The following is a 13,854-nucleotide window of genomic DNA, read 5'->3' as shown; positions in this document are numbered from 1 at the left end:
AACGGGCGGCACAAACGAAGACGGCGCCCATCCGGGCGCCGTGGTCTTGCCGTCGTGTGGATTGGCTTACGCCACCTTGGACTTGAGGTGGCCGAACATGATGTCGCGCGCAGCGTCGTCCATCTCGGCCTTGAAGGTGTGCTTGTCCTTCAGCGCGATCGCGCGCGCCGCCGCCGGCCGCGCCGAGATCTCGTCGACCAGCCGCTTGACGTTCGGATATTTGGCGTAGCCTTCCTCGCCGAGGATGAACGCCGCCATCCGCGCCCAGCCCCAGAACGCCATGTCGACGATCGTGTAGCTGTCGCCGACCATGTAGCGCTGTTTCGCCAGGTGATCGTCGAGGATCTTGTAATGGCGGTGCGCCTCGTACTGGTAGCGGTTGTTGGCGTAGTCGAGATCCTTCGGCGCGAAGTGCTTGAAGTGCACGGCCTGGCCGGAATAGGGGCCGAGGCCGGTCGCGATGAACATCAGCCAGGACAGCGTCGCGGCGCGATTGGCCGGCGTATTGGCGGGCAGGAACTTGCCGTGCTCCTCGGCGAGGTAGAGCAGGATCGCGTTCGAATCGAACACCAGCACGCCGTCATCGTCGATCGCCGGCACCTTGCCGTTCGGGTTGACCTTGAGGAATTCCGGCGCGAACTGCTCACCCTTGCGGGTATCGACCGGGATCGCCTCGAACGGCAGGCCGGACTCTTCGAGGAACAGCGCGACCTTGTTCGGGTTCGGCGCACCATTGAAATAGAATTTGATCATGAAGGGACTCCCTTGGTTCTTGTAGCCGGCGAGATCGCGACGCGGCGGGGAAGGCCGCAGACCGGCTCCTCTTGCGCAAATTTCACGCCGCGGCGCAAGCGACGAGTTTGTGAATCAGGGTCGCGTGGCGCGCTGGTCAGCCGGCCCAGAAGAAGCCCAGGATACCCGCGACGACCAGCGCGATGCCCGCGACGTCCAGCGCGGCGGCGGAGCGGGTCGCAGCACGCAAATGGGAGACCTGCGCCGCGCGTTCTGATCCCCGCGCGTAACCATGGACGATGATCTCTTCATTGAACTCGCCATGCGCCTCGAGGGCGAGCGTCAGGCCGACGCAGACGAGCAGGATGCCGAAAATGATCAGGCCGAAGAATCCGAGCAGGCCGATCAGCAGCATCGGAAACATGCCGAGCAGGAAGACCGGCAGCAGCGGCACCAGCAGCAGTGTCTCGGATTGTCTGCGCATCGGGCGACCAGTCGAAGCGGCAAGTGGTGGGACCGAATCTAGTCCCGCCGTCGCGGCGCAACAAGGCGGGCCGCATTCAAGACGGCGTCATCTTTCCCAACGTGTCATTCCCCGGTGCGCAATTGCGCATCTGAGGGCGCCGGGAAGCGGCGAGCCCGGAATGACGAGGAAGATTAGTCGGCTTGCCTCAGCCCGCCGCCATCTCGGAGCGGATCTCGGCGCGCAGCTCGTCGATCAGCCGCAGGCCGCTCTTGGTCTCGACGTGCCAGAAGGTCCAGCCGTTGCAGGCGCCGGAGCCCTGCGCGACCGCGCCGATGCGGTGGATCGAGCCGACCTTGTCGCCGAGCATGATGGCGCCGTCGGCGCGCACCAGGGCGCCGTGGCGCTTCTTGGCGTCGACCAGCCTGGCGCCCGGCACGATCATGCCGCGTTCGATCAGTTCGGAGAACGCCACCCGCGGTGCCTCGCGCGCGGTCATGAACGGCGCCAGCGTTGCTTCCGGCAGCGGCTCGATCGCGGCGATGCGCGCCTCGGCGGCGGCGGCATAGGCCTTGTCGCGCTCGAAGCCGATATAGCTGCGGCCGAGGCGCTTGGCGACGGCGCCGGTGGTGCCGGTGCCGTTGAACGGATCGATCACGAGATCGCCGGGCTTCGAGGACGACAGCAACACGCGGGCGAGCAGCTGCTCGGGCTTCTGCGTCGGATGCACCTTCTTGCCGTCGCCGTCCTTGAGGCGCTCCTCGCCGGTGCACAGCGGGATCAGCCAGTCGGAGCGTGCCTGCACGTCCTCATTGGACGCCTTCAGCGCTTCGTAATTGAAGGTGTAGCCCTTGGCCTTCTCGTCGCGCGCGGCCCAGATCATGGTCTCGTGCGCATTGGTGAAGCGGCGGCCGCGGAAATTCGGCATCGGATTGGACTTGCGCCACACGATATCGTTCAGGAGCCAGAAGCCGAGGTCCTGCATGATCGCGCCGACGCGGAAGATGTTGTGATAGGAGCCGATCACCCACAGCGTTGCCGACGGCTTCATCACGCGGCGGCAGGCCAGCAGCCAGGCGCGGGTGAAATCGTCGTAGGCAGCGAACGACGAGAACTTGTCCCAGTCGTCGTTGACGGCATCGACATGCGACTCATCGGGGCGCTTGAGGTCGCCCTTGAGCTGCAGATTGTAGGGAGGATCCGCGAAGACCAGGTCGACCGAGCCGGCCTGAAGCTTCGACAATTCGGCCACGCAATCGCCAATGACGATGTGGCTCGATGGGGCACTCTCAAATTTAGTGCGGGGCGCCCTTGCAGACGCCCCGCGACGCGACACTACCATGACTCAAGAACTCTGACTCAGGCGACGCTGTCGGCGACGCGGGACTAAACAACCGACTGACGTCACATTGACCCGGCAAAGTAAAAATCGACTTAATTGGAAATCTTCATGCAAAAGATTGCAGCATCTTTTGCGCGGCACGTCGCGATGCCACCGGCGTTGTGCTGCAACATCAGCGCGTTCGGCGAAAAAATTTGCGGATCATCAAACCGGCACGATTCGCGCGGTAAATTTGCGCTCATTGGCAACCGTTTGCACCGCAAGGGATGCGCCTCTTCCGGACTAGGCAATTATTGCCGGGCAGGATATTGATTAACAGAATGGAAATTTTAAGTTGGAGTGTCCCGCGTCGGGTCGCCGACTGGAATGAAGGGAAACCACCATGCGCTATGATGATTTCCGCCGCAGCGACGACATCGAAGATCGTCGCGATGAAGGCGGGATGGGCGGAGGGGGCGGTGGCGGCTTCGGCGTTCCGATGGGTGGTGGCGGGCTCGGCATCGGCACCATCATCGTGCTCGGCTTGCTCGGCTATGCCTTCGGCATCGACCCGCGCATCCTGATCGGCGGCGCCGAGATTCTCACCGGCGGCGGCCAGGCGCCGACCTACCAGACCGACCGGCAGTCGTCAGGCGGCCAGGCCAAGCGCGGCGCCCCGACCGACGAGATGGGCAGCATGATCGCCGGCATCCTTGGTGAGATCGACGATCGCTGGAGCGAGATCTTCAAGGCCAGCGGGCAGACCTACACCGGTCCGAAGATCGTGCTGTTCCGCAATGCCACGAATGGCGGCCGCTGCGGCATGGCGCAGTCGGCGATGGGACCGTTCTACTGCCCGCCGGACAAGACCATCTTCCTCGACACCGGCTTCTTCCGCGAGGTCGAGACGCGCTTCCGCGGCTGCTCGGGCAACGCCTGCAAGTTCACCGCGGCCTATATCATCGCGCATGAGGCCGGCCATCACATCCAGAACCTGCTCGGCATCATTCCGCGCGTGAATCGGCTGCAGCAGCAGGCCGGCAGCAAGGCCGAGGCCAACGCGCTGCAGGTCAAGGTCGAGCTGCAGGCCGATTGCCTTTCCGGCGTCTGGGTCAACCGCGAGGAGAAGAAGCGGCCGGGCTTCCTCGAGGCCGGCGACATCGACGCCGCGCTGACCACCGCGAACGCGATCGGCGACGACACGCTGCAGCGGCAGGCGACGGGCAGGGTGGTGCCTGATTCCTTCACCCACGGCTCCGCCGCGCAGCGCAAGGAGTGGTTCATGAGGGGCTACCAGCAGGGCACCGTGCAGGCCTGCAACACGTTCGGCGGTAGCTTGTAGCCGTGTGCCGGTAGCGTCATCCCCGGATGAGCGCGAACGCGCTCACTCGGGATATGTTCGCCTGTTAGCGAGCCCCGAAGGATGACGGAGCCCGTGGCCCATCCTGAGGTGCTCGCCCAGTGATGCAAGTGCACCGCGAGGCGAGCACCTCAGGATGTCGTCAGCGGGATGGAAAGAGGTGCAAATGTCCTCACTCGACGAATCCAAATCATTCATCCCGCTCAATATCGCAGTACTGACGATTTCCGACACCCGCTCGCTGGCGGATGACAAGTCGGGCACCACGCTGGCCGACCGTCTCACCGCGGCCGGCCACAAGCTCGCGGCGCGCGAGATCGTCACCGACGATGTCGAGGCGATCAGAGCCGTGATCCGGCGCTGGATCGCCGATCCCGCTGTCGATGCCGTCATCACCACCGGCGGCACCGGCTTCACCGGCCGCGACGTGACGCCGGAGGCGGTCGAGCCATTGTTCGAGAAGCGGATGGACGGCTTTTCGATCGCCTTCCACATGCTGAGCCACGCCAAGATCGGGGCGTCGACTGTCCAGAGCCGCGCCACCGCTGGCGTTGCGGGCGCGACCTTCATCTTCTGCCTGCCCGGCTCGCCCGGCGCCTGCCGCGACGGCTGGGACGGCATTTTGGCGGCGCAACTCGACTACCGCACGCGCCCCTGCAATTTCGTCGAGATCATGCCGCGGCTGGATGAACATCTGCGCCGCCCGAAGGCGAAAGGCGCGAGCGCTTAGCCTCCCTCATTCCGGGGCGTGCGAAGCGCGAACCCGGAATCCAGAGATTGTGGCGCGAGATGCCGGGTTCGATGCTGCGCATCGCCCCGGAATGACGCCGGAGGGTAAAGAGCCCTACAACTCCAGCTCCCAGGTCTCGCCGACTAGGTCGACGCCAAAGCTGTGGTGCTTTTCTTCCTTGACCCGCTCGAAGCCGGCACGGGCGTAGATGCCGCGCGCGGCGACCAGGATGCTCTGGGTCCACAGCGTCATCTTCTTGTAACCCTTCTCGCGCGCGGCGCGGATGCATTGCTCGACCAGTGCGCGGCCGACGCCGAGCCCGCGCGCCTTTTCTTCCACCAGCAGCAGGCGCAGCTTGGCGACCCCGTCGCCGCCGTCGACCAGGAAGACCGAGCCGACCGGCTCGCCGTCGACCTCCGCGATCCAGCAATGCTCGCGCGCCGGATCGAACGATCGCAGAAACTGCGCGCAGATCTCGGCCACCAACGCCTCGTAGCTAATGTCCCAGCCATACTCCTCCGCGTAGGCTTGTCCCTGCCGCGAGACGACCCAACCCATGTCGCCGACGCGATGGCTGCGCAGCAGGAAGCCGACCGGTTTCTCGGCCGGCGGCTCCAGCGATTGCTCGATCGTGCCCATGGCGCGCACCACCGCGGCGCGACGGTCGCCGTCCATCTGCTTCAATAGCGTCCCGACCTCGCTGCGCGAGCGGCAGTCGAGATCGGCGGCAGCAGTGCGGCCCTTGGCGGTGAGGGCCACCTCGTTGACGCGCTTGTCGGCCTTCGATGGCTTCCGCGTCACGATCTGGCGCCTTTGCAGCGCCGCCAGCGTGCGGCTGACGAAGCCGGCATCGAGTTCGAGATCGCGCACCAGATCGGTTGCGGTGCAATTTTCGCGGTGCGCGAGCTCGTAGATGATCCGCGCTTCCTGCAGCGTGAATGGTGAGTGCAACAGCTTCGGCTCGATGATGCCGAGCTTGCGGGTATAGAACCGGCTGAAGCCGCGGACCGCGGCGACCTGGCTCTCGAGCGTGGTGTCATGGAAGTTTGATTTCATCAAGCATATTATTTGACGGAATCAAATAATCCGCAAGCGCTTTGTTCAGGCCACCATGATCCGGCTCCGCAGCATGGTGCGGGAGGAACGGCCGAGCCGGCGCAGCAGGCGCGCCTCGGAGCGGCGGGCATCGGGCCGGTAGCCGCCGATCCGCTCGTAATGCTCGCGCGCGATCAAAAGGCCCTGTTCGGCCGAGGGCCCGGTGATCATCCGGGCAACGAATTTGAGGCCGTCGCGCAGGCCCGGGTCGGTGTAGGGTGCGCGGGCGTAGCGGAAGATGCCGGCGCGGTCCTTGCCGCTGGCCGCCACCATCTGGATGAACTGGGGGGTTTCCTCGATCCAGCCGGCATCGAGCACGGCGCCCGGATGCAGGAACATCAGCCAGGGCGACCGCGCCTGCCGCGCGCCTGCCGCAAGCGCGGCGGCGCGCGTGCCCTCGAAGCGCAGGAAGCGGCAGCCGGCGACGTCGGCGACGCGCTCCATCACATCGCTGTGGCTGCGGTCGACCAGCAGCACTTCGCGGATGACGCCCGCGGCCGCGCCCGGCACCAGCGCCGCCAATGTTACGACCGCGGTGCGCTCGACGCCGTCGGTTGGAATGATCACGCTCAGCATGATTTTGAGGCTTCGATGGCTCAAACGGTGGAGAAACTCCGGCCGTGTTATCACCTTGTCATATTCAAAGCAGCCTGTTCGCCTGCAGAATTTTGTAGCAAGGTTTTGTGGAATTTCTCCGTTCATGTTCTTGATTTGTTCTCGTGCTGTGTTAGCTTCAAAGCATGAGCCGAGCATCCTCTCATGCCCTCAAGCACCCGCCGGTAACGGCGCCCTCCGATAACCCGGCGGGTGCACCTTCCCCTTTTCCCGAGCTTGCGGTCGCGATCGAGCGCGAGCGGCGGCGCGGCCGCGGCGCGCAGTCCAACGCCAGCGGCCGCTACGAGGCCGAGGCGCGCGTTGCCTTCGACGACGGCTGGCAGAGCCTCGAGGACCTGCCGCCATTTGCGACCAGCGTGGCGCTCGACACCTCGCGCAAGGTGATCACCCGCAACGACTCGCCCGACATCGGCTTCGACCGCTCGATCAATCCGTATCGCGGCTGTGAGCACGGCTGCGTCTATTGCTTCGCGCGGCCGACCCACGCCTATCTCGGCCTGTCGCCGGGGCTGGACTTCGAATCGAAGCTGTTCGCCAAGCCGGACGCACCCGCGCTGCTCGAGAAGGAGCTGGCGGCACCGGACTACGAGGCGCGGATGATCGCGATCGGCACCAACACCGATCCCTATCAGCCGATCGAGCGCGACCGGAAGATCATGCGCGGCATCCTCGAGGTGCTGGAGCGCGCCGGCCATCCGGTCGGCATCGTCACCAAGTCGGCGCTGGTCACCCGCGACATCGACATCCTGGTACGTATGGCCAAGCGCAATCTCGCCAAGGTCGCGCTCTCGGTGACGACGCTCGACCCGAAACTCGCCCGCACCATGGAGCCGCGCGCCTCGACCCCGCCGAAGCGGCTCGAGGCGATCAAGCGGCTCACGGATGCCGGCATCCCGACCACGGTGATGGTCGCACCCGTGATCCCGGCGCTGAACGATTCCGAGATCGAGCGCATCCTCGATGCCGCCGCACATGCCGGCGCCAGGGAGGCGAGCTATGTGCTGCTGCGGCTGCCGCTCGAGGTGCGCGATCTGTTCCGCGAATGGCTGATGGCCAACTATCCCGATCGCTACCGTCACGTCTTCACGCTGATCCGCGACATGCGCGGTGGCCGCGACTACGACTCGCAATGGGGCACGCGGATGAAGGGCACCGGCCCGATGGCCTGGATGATCGGCCGCCGCTTCGAGATCGCCTGCGAAAAGCTCGGCCTCAACAAGCGGCGGACCAAGCTGACCACCGATCACTTCGCCAAGCCGAAGCGCAGCGGGCAGCAGCTGAGCTTGTTTTAGGTGCCAGCAAAGTGATGATCGTCATTGCGAGGAGCGAAGCGACGAAGCAATCCATGCATCCGAATATGTGGAACAATGGATTGCGTCGCTTCGCTCGCAACGACGGGAAAGGTAAACATGAGTAACGCCCCGACCGCACGCTTCACCGTCCTCACGCTGGGCGTCAGTGACATGCGCGCCAGCATCGGCTTTTATGAATCGCTCGGCTTCTCCAGGAAGATGCGCGCGACCGGCGAGGAGGTCGCCTTCTTCGAGACCGGCGGCACCGTGCTCGGCCTGTTCCCGTGGCATCTGCTCGCTGCCGATGCCGGGCTGCCGGATCAGCCACGGCCTTCAGCGTTCCGCGGCGTCGCGATCGCTTGGAACTGCAACGACGCCGCCGAGGTCGATCGTGTGATGGCGTTCGCGCTGTCGAAAGGCGCCAGGCTGCTGAAACCCGCGCAGCCGACCAGCTATGGCGGCTATTGCGGTTATTTCGGCGATCCCGACGGCCACGCCTGGGAAGTGGTGCGCGCGCCGGGCTTTGAGGTTCGCGACGACCGCCGGGTGTCAATCCCCGATTAGAGCGCCGATCCCGATTAGGGTGGCGGATTGAATAACGGGGAAGGGCGCCAGGTTCCCGGTTGCGCCGCGGGCCGGGCTTGATCACGATCCCCGCATGATTCGGGACAAGTCCAATCGCAGGTCAAAGACCGCGTCGAAGAAGAAGCCGGCCGAGCCGGCCAAGCCGGACAAGCGCGTCATCGTGGTGACGCGGCCGAGCTTTCGGCGCGAGCGCGCGCTGATCAAGCGAGGCGTCTGGCCGGTCGCCGGCTGCGACGAGGCCGGGCGCGGGCCGCTGGCGGGCCCGGTGGTCGCCGCCGCCGTGGTGCTGGACCCAAATCGGATACCCAAGGGCCTCGATGATTCGAAGCGGCTGACCGTCGAGCGCCGCGAGGAACTGTTCGAGGAAATCTGCGCGACAGCAGCGTTCTCGGTCGCGGTGGCGTCACGGGCGCGGATCGACCGCGACAACATCCTGCGCGCCTCGCTGTGGGCGCTGGCGCGCGCGGTGCATGCGCTGCCGGAAATGCCGAAGCATGTCTTCGTCGACGGCCGCGACAAGCTCGCCACGCCCTGCGACTGCGACGCCGTGATCGGCGGCGACGGCATGGTGGCCTCGATCGCGGCGGCCTCGATCATCGCCAAGGTGACGCGCGACCGCCTGATGTGCGCGCTGGCGCTGGATTGCCCCGGCTACGGCTTCGAGCAGCACAAGGGCTATGCCGTCCCCGAGCACCTCGAGGCGCTCGACCGGCTCGGCCCCAGCAGCCATCACCGTAGCTTCTTCGCTCCCGTCGTCGCGGCGCGGCTGAAGCATTTCCCGGTCCCGGCGGAGCCCGACCTGTTCACGGTGGACGCCGAAAGCGAAGCCGCGGCATCCGAAGCGGCGTAAAGCGCGGCGGCGCCGCACTCTCGGTGTCATCGCCCGGCTCGCCGCCTCCGCTAAAGCTTCGGCGCGCCAGGGGGCCCTGGCCTCGTCGAAGCCTTGGCGAAGACGGGACCGGGCGATCCAGTATTCCAGAGACCGTCGTGCTCAAGCCTGGCCGCCGCGGCGTACTGGATGACCGCCTTCGCGGGGCATGACAGCGATGTTTGACTTTGCACCGTGGACACATCCAGCCCGGTTGCCTCCATCGCCGCCGCCGTTTATCAAAAAACCTCGGGATCAGATGGCGCCGCTTGATACGGGTGGCTGGGGCATTTCAGGCGTTTCATGCGGTTTACCTCCCTGGTTGTCGAACTGATCCGCGCCCGGCCGCGCCTCGTGGTCTGGATCGTGGTGCTGGCGCAGGCCGCGATCTGGCTGTTCCTGCCGGCCATCTTCTACGGCAGTCCGCCCGGCAACCTCGCCACCATCCTCGCCTTCGGCCGCGAATATCAGGTCGGCACCGACATGGGGCCGCCGCTCGCGTTCTGGCTCGCCGACATCGCCTTCCGCGCCGTCGGGAATCACGTGTTCGGCGTCTATCTCCTGGCGCAGGTCTGCGAGATCGTCACCTTCATCGCCTTCTACGCCTTGGCGCGCTCCATCGTCGGTGGCCCGCAGGGCGTGCTGGCAGTGCTGCTGTCGATGACGGTCGTGGTGTTCTCCTCGCCAAGCGTCGAGTTCGGTCCGCTGATCCTGGCGCGCCCGCTCTGGGCGCTGCTGTTGCTGCATTCCTGGCAACTGATCGGGCAGAACCGGCGCAGCGCCTGGTTCGCCTGGTCGATCGATTGCGGCCTCCTGCTGCTGACGACGCCGGCGGCGATCGGCATGATCCTGCTCGTGACCGGCTTTGCGCTCGCAACCGAGCGCGGGCGGCGCATGCTCAAATCGGTCGATCCGATCTACGCGCTGCTCGTCATCATCGTGCTGGCGCTGCCCTACCTGATCTGGATGCTCCGCGCCGACGTCCTGGCGCTGCCGGCCTTGCCGGCACTCGCCGATCTCAAGGCGCGCGCGCTGCGCTGGGGCGTGGTGCTCGGCGGTCTGATCGTGGCGACCGCCGCGATCGCGCTGCTGGCGATCCTCAATTCGCGTTGGTTCGCCGGCAAGACCGAGGATGCCCCGATCATCAACCGCCCGCCGGTCAGTCCGCTGGCGCGGCAATTCGTGTATTTCTTCGCGTTCGCGCCGGCGATCGCGAGCAGCTTCGTCTCCGCGCTGTTCAATCTCGATCGCGCCTTCGGCGGCGCCGGAGTGGCGCTGTTGATGTCCGGGCTTGCCGTCGTGGTCGCGACCGGCGAACTGATCCCGCTCAGGCGGCAGCGGCTGCTGCGTTCGGTCTGGGCCTTGGCGGTCGCGGCGCCTGCAGCGCTCGCGCTGGCGGCGGCGCTGTTCCTTCCCTGGACCAGCACCACGGAGGCGTCCACCTCGCTGCCGGCAGCCGCGATGGGCCGCTTCTTCGATGACAGCTATGAGCGCCGCACCAACCAGCGCCTGCGCGCGGTGGCCGGCGATCCCGAACTTGCCAGCCTGATTGCGATGAACCGCCGGCGCCCGCATCTCTTGCTCGACGCCACGCCGCGGCGGACGCCGTGGCTGTCGGTCGCAAAATTCAACGAGACCGGCGGCGTCGTGGTGTGGCGCGCACAGGACACCGCCGGCACGCCGCCGCCCGACATCGCGCAGCGCTTCCCCGGCCTCGTGCCGGAAGTGCCGCGTTCGTTCGACCGGCTGGTCAACGGACGGCAGCCGGTGCTGCGGATCGGCTGGGCGATCGTGCGGCCGAAGGGGACGTGATTTGACGTGGAGCCGTAGCCCGGATGAAGCCAACGGGGCGCGCGTCCGCGCGACCCGTTGGCTCCATCCGGGCTACGAAGCTACGCGCTCGCCACCTGCAACACCTTCGCGATCGCGCGCAGATCCTGCCACGACAGCCGCTTGTACGACGGCGAGCGCAGCAGATAGGCGGGATGGAAGGTGGCGACGGCGCGGATCGTGCGGGTGCCGGTGTCGTAGTCGATCCATTTGCCGCGCGTGCGCATGATGCCCTCGCGCGTGCCGAGCAGCGCCTGTGTCGAGGGATTGCCGAGCGTCACCAGCACGTCGGGATTCACGAGTTCGATATGGCGCTGGATGAAGGGCAGGCACACCTGCGTCTCCTGCGGCGTCGGCGTGCGGTTGCCGGGCGGCCGCCACGGGATCACGTTGGCGATATAGGCTTTGCTGCGGTCGAGCCCGATCGCCGCGATCATGCGGTCGAGCAGCTTGCCGGAGCGGCCGACGAACGGCAGGCCCTCGATGTCCTCGTCGCGGCCCGGCGCCTCGCCGACGAACATCACGCGCGCCTGCGGATTGCCGTCGGCGAACACCAGCCTGGTTGCGGTGTGCTTGAGCGCGCAGCCGTCGAAATTCTCCATCAGCCTGCGCAGGGCTTCAAGCGTCGGCGCAGTCCGCGCAGCCTCGCGCGCGGAAGCGATCGCGGCATCCGGCGCCACGGTGATTTCGCTGCGCGGAACTGACGGCATCGGCGGCGGACGCAGCGGATTGAGTGCAACTGATGGGCGCGGCGCGGCTGGGGCGGGAACTGGCTCCGGCTCATCGAGCCGGTTGATCGGCGCATCGCCAAGCGCGCAATCGACCCCGGCCTCGAGGTAAAAGGCCAGCAATTGCTGCAGTGTAGGGGTGGGCTCGGGCGGCAGGGCCATCATGGGCGCAATCTAGAGCATCGACCAGAAAAGTGGAGGGCGGTTTTCGGAAAAGATTATTTTCTTGCGGTACCCGGGCCGTGCAAACCCATGGAAGCGCAATTCCATGGTTGTCCTTCCGCCAAAAATCGGAAACAACGACCCGTGAAAAGCTTAGAAGCGTTCTCAATGGGCTGAGATCAAAGATCATGAATGCTGAAGACCTTCCTCCGCGCGAGTCTATGGAATTCGACGTCGTCATCGTCGGCGCCGGCCCGTCGGGCCTGTCGGCCGCGATCCGGCTGAAGCAGCTCAATCCGGAGCTCTCGATCGTCGTGGTGGAGAAGGGCTCCGAGGTCGGCGCGCACATCCTCTCGGGTGCGGTGATCGATCCGGCCGGGCTCGACAAGCTCGTGCCCGATTGGCGCGACGACGCCGATTGTCCGCTGAAGACGCAGGTCAAGGACGACCGCTTCTACTGGACGACGTCGCAAGGCTGGTTCCGCCTGCCGAACTTCATCATGCCGCCGCTGATGAACAATCATCACTGCTACATCGGCTCGCTCGGCAATGTCTGCCGCTGGCTGGCACCGAAGGCGGAAGCGCTCGGCGTCGAGATCTATCCGGGCTTTGCCGCGGCCGAAGTGCTTTATGACGACAAGGGCGCGGTGCGCGGCATCGCCACCGGCGACATGGGCATTGCCAGGGACGGCAGCCACAAGGATTCCTACACCCGCGGCATGGAGCTGCTCGGCAAATATACGCTGTTCGCCGAAGGCGCACGCGGCTCGCTGTCCAAGCAGCTGATCGCGAAGTTCAATCTCGATGCCAACTCCGAGCCGCCGAAGTTCGGCATCGGCCTCAAGGAGGTCTGGCAGATCGACCCGGCGAAGCACAAGAAGGGTCGGGTGCAGCACACGCTCGGCTGGCCGCTGAACGACAGGACCGGCGGCGGCTCGTTCCTCTATCATTACGACGACAACCGCGTCGCGGTCGGCTTCGTCGTGCATCTGAACTACAACGATCCCTATCTGTCGCCGTTCGACGAATTCCAGCGCTTCAAGACCCATCCCGATGTCCGCGAGCTGTTCGAGGGCGGCAAGCGGCTCGCCTATGGCGCGCGCGCCATCACCGAGGGCGGCTACCAGTCGGTGCCCCGGCTCTCGTTCCCGGGCGGCGCGTTGATTGGCTGCGCGGCGGGCTTCGTCAACGTGCCGCGCATCAAGGGCGTCCACAACGCGATGGGCTCCGGCATGCTCGCCGCCGAGCATGTCGCGGCCGCGCTCGGCGCCGGACGCGCCAATGACGAGCTCGTCGAGTACGAGAACGCCTGGCGCTCGTCGGCGATCGGCAAGGACCTGTTCAAGGTCCGCAATGCCAAGCCGTTGCTGTCGAAGTTCGGCAACATGCTCGGAACGGTGCTCTCCGGCTTCGACATGTGGTGCAACACGCTCGGCTTCTCGCTGTTCGGCACCCAGTCGCACGCCAAGCCGGACCGCAAGACGCTCGATCCGTCCAAGCAGCACCAGCCGATCGCCTATCCGAAGCCGGACGGCAAGATCTCGTTCGACAAGCTGTCGTCGGTGTTCCTGTCCAACACCAACCATGAGGAGGACCAGCCGGTCCATCTCAAGGTCGCCGACCTCAATCTGCAGAAGACCTCGGAACACGACGTGTTCGCCGGTCCGTCCAACCGCTATTGCCCGGCCGGCGTTTATGAATGGGTCGAGGAATCGACGGGTCCGCGCTTCCAGATCAACGCCCAGAACTGCGTCCACTGCAAAACCTGCGACGTGAAGGACCCCAACGGCAACATCACCTGGGTTCCGCCGGAGGGCGGCGGCGGTCCGAACTACGAGGCAATGTGAGGCCAGGGTGAGCTCGAGGCGGCCGACCACATTTGCGTGAGGCGGCCGCGCGAGTTGCCGCAACCTCCGCTTGGCCTCTCCGCGCGTGGAGCGGCCGGATTGCACTTCAGGTTACAACGGAAGACGCAAAAAGGGGTGCCGTGGCACCCTTATCTCGCGCCTTTTTGCGTCCGCGCGCGAATATGCCCGGCCCGGTCACGATACCGCCATAGTGGAAGCGTCTTGC

Annotated in this window: 14 protein-coding genes; 8 read left to right on the top strand and 6 right to left on the bottom strand. The window is 65.8% G+C overall.

The features are described from left to right. Positions 1-66 precede the first annotated feature (66 nt). From ACVMIH_RS19810 to ACVMIH_RS19800, 3 genes are all read right to left on the bottom strand, one after another. The gene (locus ACVMIH_RS19810; protein ID WP_028334792.1) at positions 67-753 is read right to left on the bottom strand and encodes a glutathione S-transferase family protein; all 687 of its coding nucleotides are present in this window, start codon (positions 751-753) and stop codon (positions 67-69) included. Positions 754-889: 136 nt separating this feature from the next. Next, on the bottom strand, positions 890-1,216 hold the full coding sequence (locus ACVMIH_RS19805; RefSeq protein ID WP_057016997.1) for a hypothetical protein: 327 nt from the start codon (positions 1,214-1,216) through the stop codon (positions 890-892). Between the two features lie 187 nt (positions 1,217-1,403). Next, a complete protein-coding gene (locus tag ACVMIH_RS19800; RefSeq protein WP_057016998.1) occupies positions 1,404-2,537 on the bottom strand; it encodes a site-specific DNA-methyltransferase in 1,134 nt (377 codons plus the stop codon). A 108-nt stretch (positions 2,538-2,645) separates the two neighbouring features. On the opposite strand from ACVMIH_RS19800, the gene ACVMIH_RS19795 reads away from it, so the two are divergent. The 3 genes from ACVMIH_RS19795 (at position 2,646) to moaB (ending at position 4,606) form a co-directional block, all read left to right on the top strand. Further along, a complete protein-coding gene (locus ACVMIH_RS19795; protein WP_156436184.1) occupies positions 2,646-2,849 on the top strand; it encodes a hypothetical protein in 204 nt (67 codons plus the stop codon). 70 nt (positions 2,850-2,919) lie between these two features. Next, a complete protein-coding gene (gene ypfJ, locus ACVMIH_RS19790) occupies positions 2,920-3,858 on the top strand; it encodes a KPN_02809 family neutral zinc metallopeptidase (protein WP_057016999.1) in 939 nt (312 codons plus the stop codon). 184 nt (positions 3,859-4,042) lie between these two features. Further along, positions 4,043-4,606 carry a molybdenum cofactor biosynthesis protein B gene (gene moaB, locus ACVMIH_RS19785; RefSeq protein ID WP_076830310.1) on the top strand — a complete coding sequence of 188 codons (564 nt, stop codon included), beginning with the start codon at positions 4,043-4,045 and terminating at the stop codon, positions 4,604-4,606. Positions 4,607-4,720: 114 nt separating this feature from the next. Here moaB and ACVMIH_RS19780 read toward each other — a convergent pair whose 3' ends face one another. Continuing rightward, a complete protein-coding gene (locus ACVMIH_RS19780; RefSeq protein WP_057017001.1) occupies positions 4,721-5,662 on the bottom strand; it encodes a bifunctional helix-turn-helix transcriptional regulator/GNAT family N-acetyltransferase in 942 nt (313 codons plus the stop codon). A 45-nt stretch (positions 5,663-5,707) separates the two neighbouring features. Next, the gene (locus ACVMIH_RS19775; RefSeq protein ID WP_456863081.1) at positions 5,708-6,277 is read right to left on the bottom strand and encodes a glycosyl transferase; all 570 of its coding nucleotides are present in this window, start codon (positions 6,275-6,277) and stop codon (positions 5,708-5,710) included. A 164-nt stretch (positions 6,278-6,441) separates the two neighbouring features. Here ACVMIH_RS19775 and ACVMIH_RS19770 point away from each other — a divergent pair, with 164 nt between their 5' ends. From ACVMIH_RS19770 to ACVMIH_RS19755, 4 genes are all read left to right on the top strand, one after another. Next, positions 6,442-7,608 carry a PA0069 family radical SAM protein gene (locus ACVMIH_RS19770; protein WP_141342983.1) on the top strand — a complete coding sequence of 389 codons (1,167 nt, stop codon included), beginning with the start codon at positions 6,442-6,444 and terminating at the stop codon, positions 7,606-7,608. A 117-nt stretch (positions 7,609-7,725) separates the two neighbouring features. Next, positions 7,726-8,172, top strand: a complete 447-nt coding sequence (locus tag ACVMIH_RS19765) for a VOC family protein (RefSeq protein WP_456863078.1) — start codon at positions 7,726-7,728, stop codon at positions 8,170-8,172. A 94-nt stretch (positions 8,173-8,266) separates the two neighbouring features. After that, the gene (locus tag ACVMIH_RS19760; protein ID WP_057017004.1) at positions 8,267-9,043 is read left to right on the top strand and encodes a ribonuclease HII; all 777 of its coding nucleotides are present in this window, start codon (positions 8,267-8,269) and stop codon (positions 9,041-9,043) included. Between the two features lie 321 nt (positions 9,044-9,364). Then, complete coding sequence (locus tag ACVMIH_RS19755) at positions 9,365-10,873, top strand: glycosyltransferase family 39 protein (protein ID WP_057017005.1); 1,509 nt, start codon at positions 9,365-9,367, stop codon at positions 10,871-10,873. A gap of 80 nt (positions 10,874-10,953) precedes the next feature. On the opposite strand, the gene ACVMIH_RS19750 is transcribed toward ACVMIH_RS19755, so the two are convergent. Then, positions 10,954-11,784: a uracil-DNA glycosylase gene (locus ACVMIH_RS19750; protein ID WP_456863074.1), complete on the bottom strand. Its 831-nt coding sequence runs from the start codon at positions 11,782-11,784 to the stop codon at positions 10,954-10,956. Positions 11,785-11,969: 185 nt separating this feature from the next. Here ACVMIH_RS19750 and ACVMIH_RS19745 point away from each other — a divergent pair, with 185 nt between their 5' ends. After that, a complete protein-coding gene (locus ACVMIH_RS19745) occupies positions 11,970-13,628 on the top strand; it encodes an electron transfer flavoprotein-ubiquinone oxidoreductase (RefSeq protein WP_253589323.1) in 1,659 nt (552 codons plus the stop codon). The last annotated feature ends 226 nt before the right edge of the window (positions 13,629-13,854 follow it).

Source organism: Bradyrhizobium sp. USDA 4503 (assembly GCF_054055815.1).
This window is presented reverse-complemented; position numbering and strand designations above follow the sequence as displayed.